This window comes from Halomonas halodenitrificans DSM 735 (genome assembly GCF_000620045.1).
GTDB lineage: Bacteria > Pseudomonadota > Gammaproteobacteria > Pseudomonadales > Halomonadaceae > Halomonas > Halomonas halodenitrificans.
Genome location: NZ_JHVH01000025.1, coordinates 37,928 through 53,137 on the forward strand (window position 1 = coordinate 37,928; position 15,210 = coordinate 53,137).

Below are 15,210 nucleotides of genomic sequence, written 5' to 3' on the forward strand. Positions count from 1 at the left end.
CCGATGTTGCCTAGTGTGGCATGAGGGAGCGTTGACGGTTGCGAAAGGTCCTACACCCTACTTTTATTTGAACGGCTGTTCAAATAAAAGGCCCGGCCCGGTATCGGGTCCCATCTTGTCGCCCCGAGGATACGCTATCTGTCAGCCAGTGCCAGCGAGCGGCGCGGTGTTCCGGGCCAGGTGGGAGGCGTGGGCGCGCTCGGCCTGACGCGTCAGGGCGAAGTCCAGGCGTTCCACCAGCCCGGCGATCAGGGTCCGGTCGCGTTCGCTTAGCGAGGGCTGATGGTCCACGGCCTCGATCAGCGTATCGCCGGCCTGGCGGACCCCGCGTGGCGGCCGCCCCCGGGCGCTGTCGGCGTAGGCATCGGCCAGCGCCAGGATGAAGCGCCGCTTGGCCTGTTTCAGATCGTCTCCCGGCAGGCCATCGAGCCGTCGACGTATCCGGAGACAGGCGTGGCCGACATCCAGGCCGGCCAAGCCCAGGCTGAAGAGGTGGCGCTGGTCGTCCGGCAGCACGTCGTCATGCTTGGCCAGGCGCAGCATGCGGTCGGCCATGGCGCCCATGAAGCGTGCCTCCTCCTCTTTCACCGGATGAGTCGCCAGGCGTTGCAGGTCGCCGACGATGGCCGTCATCAAGCGGCGCTTGCGCAGGGTGGCACCCAGGCCGGGCAGCAGGCGAAACCCCGATACCACCGTAGCGAGCCCGATCATCACGGCGATGACTCGGTTGATGAAAGGCGCGAAGGAGAGGTCCATGCCGTTGCCGGGCATGGTCAGCAGGATATTGCCAATGGTAAAGGCCAGGCAGTAGCCCAGCAGTCGCGGGTTGGCCGAGCCCAGCAGGCCGAGAAACAGCGGGGTGAGAACGAGCATCGCCATCAGCGGAAAGCCGCTGGCCTGGGCCAGTAGTATATGGCCGAACAGCAGGGAGCTGGGGATCGCCACCAGCATGCCCTTGGCAAACATCATGCATACCACCACCGGGTTGTCCTGGCTGGCGAAGAGAGCCGACAACAGGGTGCCCAGGAGCATGGCCATCTGGCCGTTGTTCCAGCCGGTGGCCAGCCAGAAGGCGGCGAGTGAACAGAAGATGGCGCCGGCCCGGAGGGCGTTGAGCCCGGCGACCAGGGGGTCGCGATGCCAGGCCAGGGCGGCACCGCGCAGGCGTTTCCCGCCGGGGCAGATAACGGCGTCGCGGGCATCGAGCATCACCAGGGCGTGGCCCAGGACCTCGCGCATGCCCAGCAGGCAGCGCAGCTCGATGGGGGAGAGCGACTCGTCGGGCCACGCCAGCAGGCGATGGCGCAGTGTGTGCAGGCGTCGATCGGTCTCGGCATCGCCGTCCCGGGCCGCGTCGCGAAAGCCGTCGGCGAGGTCGCCGGCCAGGGCATGGATCGCCGGCGACAGTCGCTCGGCCGCGTGGTGCAGCAGCTGCTGCAGGGCGTGGAGGGTGGCCATCATCATCAGGGTGCGGTGGGTCAGCACATGGCTGGCGCGAATCCGGGCCGGCCCCTCGGGGCCCTCATAGCGGGCCGCCTGGCTGTCTCCCTCGAGCAGGGTCAGGGGCTCCAGGCTGCCGGTCAGAGTCGCCTGGAGCTCGGCCGGCGTGGTCGTGTCGGTCAGTCGTTGAGCCGCATGCAGGAAGACCTGGTTAACGACGGTGTCGGCCTGGTGGCCCAGGTGATCGCCGACCTTGATCGGCCACAGCAATGCGCTGACAAGGGTGGCACACACCGCCCCCAGGGCCAGTTCCGACAGGCGGGCCACGGCGATGGCGAAGATGGCGTCGGGCTGGCTGGCGCCGATGACCACGATCAGCATCGCCGTGACGGCCCCCATGATGCAGCCATAGGCGGCGTTGTTACGCAGGAGAGAGCTGCCGTAGGTGCACAGCATGATCCACAGGGTCAGGCTCGTCAGCGCCGGCACGGGAGCCTGGGCGAACGCACTCATGATGGCGATGCCGGCCCCGCAGCCCACCAGGGTGCCGGTGATCTGGCTCAGGCCCTTCTCGACCACCATGCCGCTCATGGGTCGAATCTGCAGGAAGGCCGCCGAGATCAGCGCCCAGTAGGGGCGCTCCAGGTCGCACCACAGCGCCACATAGAGGGCCAGCAGCATGGCCAGCGTCGCCTTGATGGCGAACCGTACGGCTGCGCCGCTGGGCGTTAGATAGGCCTGCAGCCAGGGCGACATGCGGGTTACTCCCGTGGCTCGATATGCACCGAAGCGGTCATGCCGGCGCTCAGCGAGATGTCGGCGGGGAGCGCGTCGAGCGCGATGCGCACCGGGATACGCTGGGCCAGGCGCACCCAGCTGAAGCTGGGTGCCACCTGGGGCAGCAGCTGGGCGTTAGGCGTGGTGTGAGGATCGGCGATGGCGCGGCCGATGCTGTCGACATGGCCATGCAGTTCGGTATCGCCACTCATCAGGATGATTCGAGCCGGGGCCCCGATTTGGATGCGGGGTAACTTGGTTTCCTCGAAATAGCCGGTCACGTAGAAGGAGTCGGCCTTGACCAGCGCCATCGCTGGGGTGCCGGCATTCACGTAGTTGCCTTCGGCCAGCTGCAGGTTGAGCACATGGCCGCTTACCGGGGCCTCGACCGTCGTGCGTTCGAGGTCGAGGCGGGCACTGGCGAGCTGGCTTTGTGCCTGGTCGAGCTGGGCCTGGACCACCCGGCTTTCGAGGCGTGCCGTTTCCTGGCTCTCGGCGCTGATCGCCTGACGGCTCAGGTGGCTGCGGCGTGCGGCTTCGTGCTGGCGTCGTTCGAGTTCAACCTGGCGCTGCGTGACCAGGGCCTGCGCCCGATCCAGCGTTGCCTGATAGTGTTCGGTGTCGAGCCGGAACAGGGGCTCACCCGCGGCGACGCGCTGGTTGTCCTCGACGGCCAGGGAAACGACACGACCGGAGATATCCGAGGCAACGGTGATGACCTCGGCCCTGATCCGGCCGTCCCGGGTCCAGGGCGTATAGAGGTAGTAATGCCAGAGCCACAGGCCGGCGGCGATGGCCAGGGCGACGATCGTGAGGGTGACGAGACTGCGAAGCAGGGTGCGCATCATGAGAGGGCTCCGGTGACCACGCAGGAGAGATAGGCCGCGGCAGCGGTGCAGATGACGAACAGGGAGACATCGAACCAGGCCTCGAACCACAGGCGGTTGGCGCCCAGCACTTTAAAGAGCAGGCTGCGAATCAGCAGGGTGGCGCCGAATCCGGCCAGGGCATACAGCAGCAGTGGAGAAAGATAGAGCCCGCCAATGGCGACTTCACGAAGAGGCATGTTGGCTCCTGGCGTGCCGGTCGAGTCGGGCCATGGTAGCGGCTTTTCTGCTTCGCTATCTACATTAGCCAGCTACATCAGCCCTACATCAGCCAGCTACATCAGCCAGGCCAGCAGCAGCGGCAGGTAGAACAGCGAGAGCAGGGTCGAGCAGAACACCAGGCTGGCGACATACTCCGGTTCACGCCGGGCCTTCTGGGCGAACAGGTAGTTGAACACCGCCACCGGCATGCTCATCTGCAGTACCACGATGGCGTGGGCCAGCGGTGGCAAGTCCAGCAGTGCACCGATGCCCCAGGCCAAGGCCGCGGCGACCGGGATGCGCAGCAGGCTGAAGCCGATGCCGGAACGCAGGCTTCTCACCTGAATGCTGGCCAGCGAGACGCCCAGGGTGATCAGCATCAGGGGCACGGTAAAGCCCGAGATCAACTCGACGCTGTTGGAAAGCCAGCGAGGCAGGGCGGTGTCGGTCAGCACCAGGGCCAGCGACAGCAGAATGGCATAGACGGTCGGCGTGCGTGCCAGGGTGCGCAGCGGATTGCCGCTTTGGCTGGCCATCATCGACCCCAGGGTGAACTGGAACAGCGAGACGGTGACCATCACCGTGATGCCGTAGGCGAAGCCGGCGCTGCCGAAGGCATAGAGCACCACCGGCAGGCCCATGTTGCCGGTGTTGGGGTACATGGCCGGGGCCAGCAGCACCCGCCAGTCCTGGCGCAGCAGGCGCGCCAGGGGCCAGGTCATCGCCGCCATGGTGCAGATCACCAGCGCCGTGGCCAGCATGGTGCGGCCGAAATTGCCGGCATCGATCTCGGCGCCGGAGAGCGAGGCGATCACCAGCGCCGGCGTGCCGATATTGAAGACCAGCCGGGTCACGAACTCTACCGGGTAGGGTTGGCCCAGGCGAACCCAGAAAAAGCCCAGGCCCGCCCCGGCCAGTACCGGGGCCATTACAGCGAAGAGTTCGGCAAGCATGCAAGCGTCTCGGAGAAGTGAAGGGCCCGCCATTGTCTGGAATCGACACACCGTCTGGCAAGACGGTGTGTCTCTAGGAGGGAGTGCGCCATGCCGCCGGCACCGCCTGGCGCAGCGCCTCGAGCAGGGCATCCAGGCGCCGGGGGCGCTGACCATAGGGGTAGAGCAGGGTAGCCGCCAGCGGCGTCGGTCGCCACTCGGGCAGGCAGGCCACGAGTTCCCCGGGATGATGCTCCTCGCGCGCCGCGACGAGCCACGCCGGCAGTACCCCGATGCCCTGGCCCCGGGCGATGGCATCCACATGCAGCATCGGCAGGTCGACGCGAAGCCGCGAGCGTGGCGGGCGAAAGCAGAAGGCGTCCCGCTCGGCGTGATGCAAGGTCAGCCCGTCATGGGTGGTACCGAGCAGATCAACCCAGGAGTGATCTGCTAGCGCCTGGGGGTGTGTCGGTGCTTGATGGTGTGCCAGATAGTCGGGGCTGGCGTAGAGCCGCTGGGTGAGCTGGCCCAGCGGCTCTGCCTTGAGACCGGTCTCGGTGGGCAGTTCCCCCAGCCATACCTGCACGCACTGGCTCTCCGGCGAGCATTCCGGGTGCTCGCGTGCCTGCAGGGTCAGTTCCACCTCGGGGTGACGCTCCAGGAAAGCTTCAACCACTCTGGCCGCCCAGCTGCGCGCCAGGCTGCAGTGCACCCCCAGGGTAAGACGTCCGCGGATCACTCCGGACAGGTCGGCCAGCGCCTCGCGGCTGCGGCTGGCCAGACTCAGCATCTCGCGGCAGTAGTCGTGAAACACCAGCCCCGCTTCGGTGGGGATCAAGCGATTGGCCTGGCGGCGCAGCAGCGTCTGCCCGAGCCGCGACTCCAGCTGGGTGATGCGACGGCTGAGCGTCGACTTTGCCAGGCCCATCTTCCGGGCGCTGCGAGTCAGGCTGCCCGAGGCCAAGACCGCATCGAACGCGGCCAGCTCGTCAAAGTCGTGCATATGAAGTATGTGAGGCTCATGGGAAACAAGGTCGGGATGATATATCAAATACTAACTATTTGTATTCTCGTTGCTGTTTTGGGAACGGGGCGTTCCTCCACAAAGGGCGGGTGATATGAAAAGATTGGCAAAAGATAACGATTTACATTCACCCGGAGCTCGAGGATCAAGGAGGTCGGTATGTCTCGTTCCATGCATCTCACCCTGCTGGCGGCTGCCATTGCAGCTACCTCAACTGGCACGGCTTACGCCCAGGAAGCCCGGCAGCTGGATGATGTGGTGGTTACGGCGGCCGGTTACGAACAGCAAACCAAGAATGCCCCGGCCTCGATCAGCGTGATTACTCGAGAAGACTTGAAAGGTCACGCTTACCGTGACATGACCGATGCGCTTCGCAACGTGCCGGGCGTGACCGTCACCGGCGGCGGATCATCCCAGGACATCAGCATTCGCGGCATGGGGGCTAAATACACCCTGATGCTGGTCGATGGCAAACGCCAGGGCTCGCGGGAGACACGTCCCAATAGCGATGGGCCAGGCGTCGAGCAGGGCTGGATGCCGCCGCTGTCAGCCATCGAGCGTATCGAGGTGATCCGCGGGCCCATGTCATCGCTGTACGGGTCCGATGCCCTGGGCGGCGTGATCAACGTCATCACCCAGAAGGTGCCTCGGGAATGGCGGGGCGAGGTCTCTACCAGCATGACGATCCAGGAGGACTCCGATTCAGGCAACGAGCACAACAGCCGTTTCCACGTCGCCGGCCCGCTGATCACCGATCGTCTCGGCCTGCAGGTCTATGGTCAGTACGACCAGCGCGACGAGGATGCCATCATCGGCGGCTACGCCGACCAGCGCCTGGCCAGCGGTACAGCGAAGCTGACCTGGACTCCCGACGAGACCCACGAGATTGGCCTGGAGGCAGGCTACAGCGAGCAGCGTCGAACCACCAACCCCGGTGAGTCGGCAGCCCTGACATTTCGCGGCGAGCCTAACGAGCGTTCCGAACAAGAGTACGACCGCCGTCACGTCGCGCTGAGTCACGACGGCTACTTCGACTTCGGCACCACCACAAGTTATGTGCAGCAGGAGGAGATCGACAATCCCTCGCGGGACATGAATTTCCGCAGCACCGTGATGGATTCCAAGGCGGTGCTGCCGCTTGGCGCCCATGTCCTGACCCTGGGTGGTCAGTACGAGGATCAGCGCCTCGAGGATGGTGGGAACGAGTCCAAGACCTCCAACCTGAGTGAGCTGACGCGCTGGCGCTGGGCACTCTACGCCGAGGACGAATGGATGCTGACCGACGACGTCTCGCTGACCGGCGGTGTGCGTCTCAATGAGGACGAGCAATATGGCAGCCACTGGTCGCCGCGCCTCTATGGTGTCTGGCACCTGGATGACCGCTGGACCCTGAAAGGGGGTGTGTCTTCTGGCTTTCGAGCACCTGACCTGCGCCATACCAGTCCCGGCTGGGTCCAGATAAGCAAAGGCGGCAACATCCATGGCAATCCGGATCTGGAAGCGGAAACCTCACTGAGTCGTGAGCTGGGCTTACACTATGCCGATGCGAGTGGCCTGATGGCCGGCCTGACCCTCTTCCATACCGACTTCGAGGACAAGATCACTCGAATCGATTGCCCAGCGTCTGTCTGTACCGACGGCGCCAACAGGTTCGGTGCCGATCCGACCTATCGAGTCAACGTCGACGAGGCGGTCACCCAGGGCGTCGAGTTTTCCTTGTCCACGCCGCTGTCCGACACCCTGGATCTGAGTACCAGCTACACCTATACCGACTCCGAACAGAAGAGTGGGGAATATCGGGGTGAGCCGCTCACCCAGCTGCCCAAGCACCAGGTTACCGCTTCGCTCGACTGGCAGGCCACCGAGCGCTTGAATCAGTGGACTCGCCTGACCTATCGAGGCGAGGAGAGTCAGCCCAATACCGGCCCCTCCCGGAACGCTATCATCGCGCCATCCTACACCTTCGTGGATGCCGGACTCGGCTATCAGTTGACCCCTCAGACCACGCTCAATGCCGGCCTCTACAACCTGTTTGACGAGGAAGTTACCGAGGAGGAATACGGCTATATCGAGGATGGTCGTCGCCTGTGGCTGGGCATTAACGTCGAGTTCTAAGCATCGGAGACCAAGGAGGTCCCTGCCCATGTTGCACGTCACACGTCTCGCCGCCGCCATGGCCGGCCTGACCACGCTCTTGACCCTCTCTACGGCCCAGGCCGCCAGCGTTGCCACCGCCCATGGCGAGGTCGAGGTACCCGATTCCCCCGAGCGGGTGGTGACCCTCTATGAGGGCGCCCTGGATGCCGCCCTGGCGGTGGAGGTGACGCCCGTGGGCGCCGTCACTACTCGTGGCGGCGATGGTGTGGCCCGCTATATCGAGGCCTATCTCGATGAAGAGACCCGCCCGGCCATTGTCGGGGTGGTGCGCGAGATCAACCTGGAAGCGGTGCTGGCCGAGCGGCCGGACTTGATCCTGGCGGCCCCGCAGCTGTCCGACGAGCAGTACACGCTGCTGTCGAAGATCGCGCCCACCGTGGTGCCTGAGGCCCGGGAACTGGCCCCCGACAACTGGCAGCAGGAGGCGCGCCTCTTCGGCGAGGCCCTGGGCCGCGAGGAGGCGCTGGACAGCGCCATCACTGAGGTGGAAGAGCGCGCCTCGGCATTGGCCGGGGCGATTGCCGAGGCAGGTGAGGGCGGCAGCGCCAATCTGGTGCGCTGGATGCCCCAGGGCCCGCTGGTAATGTCCGATGCGCTGTTTTCCACCGGCATGCTGGCGGCGGTTGGCCTCGAGGTGACCGATGCCGGTCTGGTCAGTCCAGGTGGGGCGCACAGCGACCCGCTGAGCCTCGAGAATCTCTCGCGGCTGGAGGGCGACTGGCTGTTTCTGGCCACCTTGAATGAAGAGGGCGACCAGGCCCTGGACGCGGCCCGGCAGTCGGCCGCCTTCGCCCGCCTGCCGGTCGTGGAGAACGATCGGGTGGTTCCGGTGGATGGTCAGCTGTGGACCAGCGCCAGTGGCCCGCTGGCCGCCCAGGCGATCCTGGACGACATCGAAGCCGCGCTGTTGCCCTGATGGCGGCGAGCGGCTTGTGTCTTCGGCCCCGCCGACCGGCGGGGCTTTGGCGCGTCATGATACTCCTGCTGACGCTGTTGGCAGCGGTGGCTATCGTCAGCCTGATGCTGGGCGCCGGCGAGGTAACCCCGGGCCGCGCCCTGGCCGTGCTGACAGGGCACGGCGATGACGAGGCCACCTTCGTGGTGGGCGCGTTGCGTGCACCGCGCACCCTGATCGGCATCGTCGTCGGTATCTCATTGGGGCTGGCCGGGGCGCTGCTGCAGGCGGTATCGCGCAATCCGCTGGCCGAGCCCGGACTGCTGGGCGTCAGTGCCGGTGCGGCATTCGCCGTGGGCGTGGCACTGTGGCTGGGCGCCAGCGCGGCGACGCTGCGCATCGCGGTGGGGCAGGTAGGAGCACTGCTGGGTTGCCTGGCGGTGCTCAGCGTGGTGCGTCTGCGTGGCATGGGCGGTGATCCGGTGCGCCTGGTGCTGGCCGGTGCCGCCTTCTCGGCGCTGCTCGCCTCGCTTACCTCGCTGCTGCTGTTGTTCGATCAACGCACCGCCGACGAGATCCGCTTCTGGGTCGTGGGCAGTCTGGCGGGGCGCCGCCTCGAGGACCTCCTGGCGGTGCTGCCCAGCCTGGGCCTGGCGCTGGTGATCATCGTCGCCATCGCCCGGCCCCTGGCGGCCCTGGCGCTGGGCGAGCGGGTCGCCTCGGGCCTGGGCCATCATCCGGGCCGTGTCCGCCTGCTGGTGATTCTGGCGGTGGCTCTGATGGTGGGGGCGGCCACGGCGGTGGCCGGCCCCATCGCCTTCGTCGGCCTGGTGGTGCCCTTCGCCGCTCGCGCCCTGGCCGGCCCCGATATCCGTCGCACCCTGTGGCTCTGCCTGCCGCTGGGGCCGTTGATGGTGCTGGCGGCGGATATCATCTCGCGCCTGGTCGTGGCGCCGTCGGAGCTGCCTATCGGGGTGCTGACCGCTCTACTCGGCGCCCCGGTGCTGGTGGCCGTCGTGCGCGCCCGGCGCCTGCCGACGCTATGAGGAGGCGAAGCGCATGAACATGGAGAGCCTCGAACGGTTCACTCCCTGGAGATCCATCCTGGCCGAAGCAAGAACCGCCCCCGCGGAGGACGTTCTGCCGCCGCTCGGGCACTGGCGCCTGGCGGTGGGGGATATCAGCCTGCTGGTCGAGCGCCGTGCCCTGTGGGTCGGCGCGCTGCTGCTGCTGGCCCTGCTGGTGGTATCGCTGGCTTATCTGGCGCTGGGGACCGGGCGGCTGACGCCACCGGCGGTCTGGTGGGCGCTTGTCGGCCATGGGGACCCGGTCGCCACCTTCCTGGTGCAGGAACTGCGCCTGCCGCGCCTGGTCGCGGCATGGCTGACCGGCGCCGCCTTCGCGGTGGCCGGCTGCTTGATGCAGACCCTGGCCCGCAACCGCCTGGCCACGCCGAGTATCATCGGCATCGATAACGGCGCCACGGCCTTCGCGGTGGCCTCGGTGGTGGGGCTCGGCACCTCCCTGGCGCCGCCTGCCATGGCCCTGGTCGGCGCTGCCACCGCGGCAGCCATCACCTTCGGCCTGGCCAGCGGCGGCGATACCCGCGGCTATCGCTTTATCGTGGCTGGCATCGGGATCGGTGCGGTGTTCGGTGCCGTGACCCAGCTGCTGCTGGCCCAGGTGCCTATCGACAGCGCCAATGCGGCTTACCCCTGGACCGTGGGCACGCTGAACGCTCGCTCCGGCGGCGCGATACTGACGCTGGCCGGCGGCTGCGCCGTGGGGCTGCCCCTGGCGCTGGTGCTGGCTCGCTCGCTGGGCAATATGCGCTTCTCCGATGCCATCGCCCAGGGCTTCGGCGTGCCCTTGAGGCGCCGCCGCATTCAGGTGCTGAGCCTCGCGGTCGTGCTGACCGCCCTGGCCGTGGCGGTGGCCGGGCCGGTGGGCATGGTGGGCCTGATCGGCCCGGAAATCGCGCGCTCGCTGTCTTCATCCCGGGGCGTGCCCCTGATAGCCTCGGCACTGGCCGGTGCCCTGGTGATGGTGCTGGCCGACCTGGTGGGCCGGCTGCTGCTGGCGCCCATCGAGCTGCCGGTCGGCATCGTCACCGCCATCGTCGGCGGCCCCTGGCTGCTGTGGATCCTGCTGCGACCCTCGAGGAACCCCGCATGAACGCCCCCGCACCTCCCGCCAACCTGCTGCAGGCCAGCGAGCTTCGCCTGGCCCACGGCGGCACGACCATCATCGAGAACCTGGCCCTGACCCTGCCGCCGGGTCGGGTAACCGCCATCGTGGGGCCTAACGGGTGCGGCAAGTCGACCCTGCTGGCGGGCCTGGCTCGGCTGCACGCCCCGGGCGGCGGCGCGGTGCTGCTCGACGGCACCGATGTCCAGCGCCTGCCGACCCGGGAGATGGCTCGGCGCCTGGCGCTGCTGCCCCAGGAGGCCGGCGCGCCGGAGGGCCTGACGGTGGGGGATCTGGTGCGTTTCGGTCGCCAGCCCCACCAGGGCTGGCTGCGCCAGTGGTCGTCCGATGATCGGCGGGCGGTAGACGAAGCGCTGTCCGCCGCCGGCCTCGAAGCCCTGGCGGAACGCCCGCTGGAGTCGCTGTCCGGGGGGCAGCGCCAGCGCGCCTGGATCGCCATGACCATCGCCCAGCAGACGCCACTGCTGCTGCTGGACGAACCCACCTCGGCGCTGGACCTGGGACACCAGCTGGAGGTCTTCGAGCTGGTGTGCAGGCTGGCGACCCGCGGGCGCACCATCGCCGTGGTGCTCCACGACCTGGCCAGCGCCTGTCGTTACGCCGACTACCTGGTCGCCATGCGCGATGGCGCCATCATCGCCCAGGGCCCGCCGGCGGAGGTGGTCACCGAGACGCTGGTGGCGGAGCTCTACGGCGTCGCCTGTACCCTGATTCATGACCCGGCGAGCGGCGCGCCGCTGCTGACCGATCTGCGTCGTCTATCCTGAGTCGGTTATCCTGAACCGCCTACCCTGAACCAACTATCCTGAGCCGCGATCCCTTATGATCCAGAGCGTGACTCCAACAGCCTTCAACGCCGCCAGCACGTGGCTGGCCGAGACGGCGTCCCATGCGTGAGCGTCTCGAGCGCCACCAGGTATGGCTCTACCTGGCGGCGATCATCATGGGGCTCGGCCTGGGGCTGATGCGCCCCGACGCCACCGCCACCCTGGAGGGCGGGCTCTGGCCATTGCTCGGGGTACTGCTCTACGCGACCTTCACCCAGGTACCGCTGGGGCGGCTTGCCCCGGCCATGCAGGACTGGCGCTTCGCCACGGCACTGGTGGCGGGCAACTTCCTGATACTGCCGCTGATGGTGGGCACGCTGGTGTCGCTGCTGCCGCTGGCGCCGGCTATCCGGCTCGGCGTCTTGCTGGTGTTGCTGGTGCCCTGCACCGACTGGTTTATCACCTTCACCCATCTGGGCAAGGGAGACGCCGGGCGAGCCATCGCCGCTACGCCCCTGCTACTGGTATTGCAGCTGATAACGCTGCCGGCCTATCTCTGGCTGTTTCTGGATATGCAGTGGGCGCGGCTCGCCCTGGGCATGCCGCTGCTGAGTGCCTTCGTCGGATTGATCCTGGTGCCGCTGGCGGCGGCCTGGCTGACCCGGCGGCTGGCACGACATGTCGCCCCGGCGCGCCGTCTGGTGGAGGGGCTGGGTTGGCTGCCCGTGCCGCTTCTGGCCATGGTGCTGCTGGTGGTCGCGGCGACCCAGATCGTTGGCATGCAGGGCTTGAGCGGCGTGGTATGGCAGGTGTTGCCGCTGTTCATCGGTTACCTGGTTCTGGCCGCGTTGCTGGGCTGGGGCCTGGGCCGGGGGCTCGGCCTGGCGTCGCCGGTCGCGCGAACGCTGACGTTCAGCTTCGGCACCCGCAATTCCTTCGTGATGTTGCCCATCGCCCTGGCGCTACCCGAGGGGTGGCAGGCCGCGGTGGTGGTGGTCGTCTGCCAGTCGCTGGTCGAGCTGTTCGGCATGCTGGCCTATCTGCGCTGGGTGCCCGGTCGGCTGATTCCCGACCGTTAGGCCGGGCCGCTGGGGCCAGCCTACGCCTGGTCCCGTTTCTTGAGGGTCTTGGTCCAGCGCTGGCGGGCGTACTTGCGCAGGTTGGCGACGTTGTCGGTCTCATCCACGATGTCCTGGCCGAGGATGGTCTCGATGATGTCTTCCAGGGTGATCAGGCCCACCCAGGTCGCCAGGTCGTCATACACCACACAGAGGTGCTGGCGGTTCAGCACCATGGTGGTAAATATCTGCTTAATGCTGTCGTCGGCGAGTACCGACCTGACCGGGTGCATCAGCGACTTCAGGTCGGCGTCATCATCGGCGCTATAGGTATCGGCCTTGTGCACATAGCCTAGCGCCTGCTCCCCCCCATCCATTACCGGGAAGCGGGTAAAGGGCGAGGGGCCTAGCTCGGCGCGGAACTCGCTGACCGTCATGGCGGGGGCCGCCGTGACCGAGACGGTACGCGGGGTCATCACGTTCTTCACCCGGATGTCATGCAGGTTGAGGATGTTGACGATGACGCGGGTTTCCTCCGGGGCCAGCGCCTTTTCCTCCTGGCCGATCTGCGCCAATGCCTTGATCTCGCCGCGCATGTCGGTATCCATGGCGTCCTTGCCGATGCGCTTGGTGATCTGCTCGGACACCCAGATAAACGGCTTGAGGATCCACACCATCACGGCCAGGGTGCGGGCCAGCATGCCAGCGAGCTGGCGCCAGTAGGTGGCGCCGATGGTCTTGGGAATGATCTCGGAGACGAACAGGATCAACAGGGTCATCAGCGCCGAGGCGACGCCCAGCCAGGTCTCGCCGAACACCACCGCGACCTGGGCGCCGACACCGGTGGCGCCTACCGTATGCGCGATGGTGTTCAGGGTGAGAATCGCCGCCAGGGGCTGGTCGATATTGCGCTTCAGCTCGTTGAGCCTGGCGTGCAGCCTGGGGTTGGTCTCGCGCACCTGGGCCACATAGCTGGGGGTCATCGACAGCAGCGCCGCCTCGAGCAGCGAGCACAGGAAGGAAACGCCAATGGAGAGGGCGGCAAAGGCTATCAACAGGAGCATGAGGTCTCGGGTAGTGGCCAGGAAAGATCCGCGTGTGGCGGTCTCGGCATAATCGCCGATGGCATCGCATCACTGCAAGGCATCTCGCTCTGGTCTCGGCCAGCGGCATTCGCTATCATACGCCGGCGTCTTTGGCGCACCCTCCGTATAAGGGCCTATAGCTCAGTTGGTTAGAGCAGGGGACTCATAATCCCTTGGTCGCTGGTTCGAGTCCAGCTGGGCCCACCATCAAGATCAGTGTTTAAGACAGCATGGTAGCTGTTATCTTTTTCCCAAAAGCATCCGCGATCAGCCAGTCCCTGAACAGGGTCGCGGCGGTCGAAAGCGGCTGACTGCGATCGTGCACGATATGCTCGGCAAGGCCGGTGTTGGTGCGATACTCGGTAACACGTACGAGCTTGCCGCTGGCAATGGCGTCGGCGGCCATGAAGTGCCACGCCAGGCCGATGCCCGCACCTCGCTGAATGGCGGCGTAGGTGAGGGTCAGTTGGTTGAAGGTGAGATCAGACTTGGGTGGATGATAGCGAATGCCGAAGTGCGCAAACCAGCCAGGCCAGTCCATGCAGTTCCATGAGGAATCCAGTTGAATCAGTGGTTGCTGGGCCAGAGCTTCCAGCGATGTCACCTCATCCTGGACAACCTCCGGGCATGCAACTGGGTAGATGTCTTCCTGAATCAGTGGGGTAGCCGCGAGCGCCGGCCAATCCCCCTCGCCGTAGAGAATCGCGAGATCGTGATCCGGCACCATAAAGGGTTGCATCTCGTTGCTGGCGTGAATGTGCACAGTGATATCTGGATGCTCGGCACTGAAGCTCAGTAAACGTGGGAATAACCAGAATTGTGATACGGCATGAATCGCCAGCACGCTGACAGTATCGGGGTGTTGCCTCGCACGCAGACGTTGGCCGGCAACCTCCAGGCCTTGAAGCGCCGAGAGAACGTCATGCTGATAGACCGCCCCCGCGCTGGAAAGCTCCACTCCGCGTGCCTTGCGTACGAACAGTCGTACGCCGAGCGACGCCTCCAGCGCACGAATCTGCTTGCTGACTGCACTCTGGGTCAGGCATAGCTCGTCCGCTGCGCGGGTCAAGCTTCCTAACCGACTGACCGCCTCGAAGGCTGCAAGGCTCTCCAGCGGCGGAAGGTGACGAAAGCGTCCAGCCATGTGGTCTTCCTGTTGATGTGGGCACGTGTACGGATACGGCTTTTTGTTGAGTGGACGGCTTGTCGACTAAAAGGCATTCCATGTGGGAATGCCTGGATGCGGTAATGTCGTTACTCAATGCGGGTAGTAATGCATTAAAGTGGCTCTCCAATCAACAGGAGGGCTGCAGATCATGAAGAAAGCAGTAGTCCATGCAGGCATGGCTGGTGTCTTGTGGGGCGGCGTCATTGTCTTGCCATCGCTATTCCCGGATGTCCACCCCGTGGTAATCAGTTGTGCACGCTTCTTGCTCTATGGCCTGTTTCGGTAGTTGTCAAGAAATCTGTCGCCTCTGAGATCATTCAGGCCACCTGTTTTTCCGGTTCAGCGACGGTGACCTGGAGCTCCCGCTCCGGGTTAAGAGACACGGTGCCAATCGGCGTCCAATTGCGGGTCTTGCCGCTCCAACGAGCGGGGTTGGCCGCACGCGCTGCCTGATTGATGGCATGCCGCTTTGCCAGCACGCCGGTATCCTCGCCAGCATGTCGCTGTGCCGGTGTCACCAGGCGGATCCCGCTGTGGCGATGCTCGTGGTTGTACCACTGCACGAAGCTGGCCACCCACTCACGGGCGTCGTCGACCGTGGCGAACCCATC

General features: G+C 66.0%; 14 protein-coding genes and 1 tRNA gene. 7 read left to right on the plus strand and 8 right to left on the minus strand.

Annotated elements, in window-relative coordinates:
- Positions 1–141: 141 nt before the first annotated feature.
- The 5 genes from Q358_RS0111895 to Q358_RS0111915 all read right to left on the minus strand — a co-directional run bounded on the left by Q358_RS0111895 (position 142) and on the right by Q358_RS0111915 (position 5,240).
- Positions 142–2,196 (minus strand): FUSC family protein, encoded by a 2,055-nt coding sequence (locus Q358_RS0111895; protein WP_027962213.1) that lies wholly within the window; start codon positions 2,194–2,196, stop codon positions 142–144.
- Positions 2,197–2,201: 5 nt separating this feature from the next.
- Entirely contained in the window at positions 2,202–3,062 is an 861-nt protein-coding gene (locus tag Q358_RS0111900) for an efflux RND transporter periplasmic adaptor subunit (protein WP_027962214.1), read from the minus strand.
- On the minus strand, positions 3,062–3,283 hold the full coding sequence (locus tag Q358_RS0111905) for a DUF1656 domain-containing protein (protein ID WP_027962215.1): 222 nt from the start codon (positions 3,281–3,283) through the stop codon (positions 3,062–3,064). Before Q358_RS0111905 ends, Q358_RS0111900 begins: the two co-directional genes overlap by 1 nt.
- Positions 3,284–3,379: 96 nt before the next feature.
- The gene (locus tag Q358_RS0111910; protein ID WP_027962216.1) at positions 3,380–4,258 is read right to left on the minus strand and encodes an AEC family transporter; all 879 of its coding nucleotides are present in this window, start codon (positions 4,256–4,258) and stop codon (positions 3,380–3,382) included.
- A 73-nt stretch (positions 4,259–4,331) separates the two neighbouring features.
- Positions 4,332–5,240 carry a LysR family transcriptional regulator gene (locus tag Q358_RS0111915; protein ID WP_027962217.1) on the minus strand — a complete coding sequence of 303 codons (909 nt, stop codon included), beginning with the start codon at positions 5,238–5,240 and terminating at the stop codon, positions 4,332–4,334.
- A 180-nt stretch (positions 5,241–5,420) separates the two neighbouring features.
- Between Q358_RS0111915 and Q358_RS0111920 the strand changes: the two genes are divergently transcribed.
- The 6 genes from Q358_RS0111920 to Q358_RS0111945 all read left to right on the plus strand — a co-directional run bounded on the left by Q358_RS0111920 (position 5,421) and on the right by Q358_RS0111945 (position 12,367).
- Positions 5,421–7,376, plus strand: coding sequence for a ligand-gated channel protein (locus tag Q358_RS0111920; protein ID WP_027962218.1), 1,956 nt, complete (start codon positions 5,421–5,423; stop codon positions 7,374–7,376).
- Between the two features lie 28 nt (positions 7,377–7,404).
- On the plus strand, positions 7,405–8,334 hold the full coding sequence (locus Q358_RS0111925; RefSeq protein WP_051530354.1) for an ABC transporter substrate-binding protein: 930 nt from the start codon (positions 7,405–7,407) through the stop codon (positions 8,332–8,334).
- 56 nt (positions 8,335–8,390) lie between these two features.
- Positions 8,391–9,359, plus strand: coding sequence for a FecCD family ABC transporter permease (locus Q358_RS0111930; RefSeq protein WP_027962220.1), 969 nt, complete (start codon positions 8,391–8,393; stop codon positions 9,357–9,359).
- A 13-nt stretch (positions 9,360–9,372) separates the two neighbouring features.
- The gene (locus Q358_RS0111935; protein ID WP_027962221.1) at positions 9,373–10,488 is read left to right on the plus strand and encodes a FecCD family ABC transporter permease; all 1,116 of its coding nucleotides are present in this window, start codon (positions 9,373–9,375) and stop codon (positions 10,486–10,488) included.
- A complete protein-coding gene (locus Q358_RS0111940; protein ID WP_027962222.1) occupies positions 10,485–11,288 on the plus strand; it encodes an ABC transporter ATP-binding protein in 804 nt (267 codons plus the stop codon). The genes Q358_RS0111935 and Q358_RS0111940 overlap by 4 nt, the downstream gene beginning before the upstream one ends.
- A gap of 122 nt (positions 11,289–11,410) precedes the next feature.
- Positions 11,411–12,367 (plus strand): arsenic resistance protein, encoded by a 957-nt coding sequence (locus Q358_RS0111945; protein WP_027962223.1) that lies wholly within the window; start codon positions 11,411–11,413, stop codon positions 12,365–12,367.
- Positions 12,368–12,387: 20 nt separating this feature from the next.
- Here Q358_RS0111945 and Q358_RS0111950 read toward each other — a convergent pair whose 3' ends face one another.
- Positions 12,388–13,410 carry a CNNM domain-containing protein gene (locus tag Q358_RS0111950; RefSeq protein ID WP_027962224.1) on the minus strand — a complete coding sequence of 341 codons (1,023 nt, stop codon included), beginning with the start codon at positions 13,408–13,410 and terminating at the stop codon, positions 12,388–12,390.
- Between the two features lie 151 nt (positions 13,411–13,561).
- Here Q358_RS0111950 and Q358_RS0111955 point away from each other — a divergent pair.
- A tRNA-Ile gene (locus tag Q358_RS0111955) sits at positions 13,562–13,638 on the plus strand.
- Positions 13,639–13,651: 13 nt separating this feature from the next.
- On the opposite strand, the gene Q358_RS17370 is transcribed toward Q358_RS0111955, so the two are convergent.
- Together Q358_RS17370 and Q358_RS0111965 are read right to left on the minus strand one after the other, a co-directional pair.
- Complete coding sequence (locus tag Q358_RS17370; RefSeq protein ID WP_043488230.1) at positions 13,652–14,575, minus strand: LysR substrate-binding domain-containing protein; 924 nt, start codon at positions 14,573–14,575, stop codon at positions 13,652–13,654.
- A 341-nt stretch (positions 14,576–14,916) separates the two neighbouring features.
- On the minus strand, positions 14,917–15,210 hold a 294-nt coding region (locus Q358_RS0111965), incomplete at its 5' end, for an integrase core domain-containing protein (RefSeq protein WP_027962225.1).

Bases quoted from the DNA above. Each gene is read 5' to 3' on its own strand.
- Q358_RS17370 (WP_043488230.1), bottom strand. From the start codon at position 14,575: ATGGCTGGACGCTTTCGTCACCTTCCGCCGCTGGAGAGCCTTGCAGCC.
- Q358_RS0111910 (WP_027962216.1), bottom strand. From the start codon at position 4,258: ATGCTTGCCGAACTCTTCGCTGTAATGGCCCCGGTACTGGCCGGGGCG.
- Q358_RS0111900 (WP_027962214.1), bottom strand. From the start codon at position 3,062: ATGCGCACCCTGCTTCGCAGTCTCGTCACCCTCACGATCGTCGCCCTG.
- Q358_RS0111905 (WP_027962215.1), bottom strand. From the start codon at position 3,283: ATGCCTCTTCGTGAAGTCGCCATTGGCGGGCTCTATCTTTCTCCACTG.
- Q358_RS0111930 (WP_027962220.1), top strand. From the start codon at position 8,391: ATGATACTCCTGCTGACGCTGTTGGCAGCGGTGGCTATCGTCAGCCTG.
- Q358_RS0111895 (WP_027962213.1), bottom strand. From the start codon at position 2,196: ATGTCGCCCTGGCTGCAGGCCTATCTAACGCCCAGCGGCGCAGCCGTA.
- Q358_RS0111950 (WP_027962224.1), bottom strand. From the start codon at position 13,410: ATGCTCCTGTTGATAGCCTTTGCCGCCCTCTCCATTGGCGTTTCCTTC.
- Q358_RS0111920 (WP_027962218.1), top strand. From the start codon at position 5,421: ATGTCTCGTTCCATGCATCTCACCCTGCTGGCGGCTGCCATTGCAGCT.
- Q358_RS0111915 (WP_027962217.1), bottom strand. From the start codon at position 5,240: ATGCACGACTTTGACGAGCTGGCCGCGTTCGATGCGGTCTTGGCCTCG.
- Q358_RS0111925 (WP_051530354.1), top strand. From the start codon at position 7,405: ATGTTGCACGTCACACGTCTCGCCGCCGCCATGGCCGGCCTGACCACG.
- Q358_RS0111945 (WP_027962223.1), top strand. From the start codon at position 11,411: ATGCGTGAGCGTCTCGAGCGCCACCAGGTATGGCTCTACCTGGCGGCG.
- Q358_RS0111940 (WP_027962222.1), top strand. From the start codon at position 10,485: ATGAACGCCCCCGCACCTCCCGCCAACCTGCTGCAGGCCAGCGAGCTT.
- Q358_RS0111935 (WP_027962221.1), top strand. From the start codon at position 9,373: ATGAACATGGAGAGCCTCGAACGGTTCACTCCCTGGAGATCCATCCTG.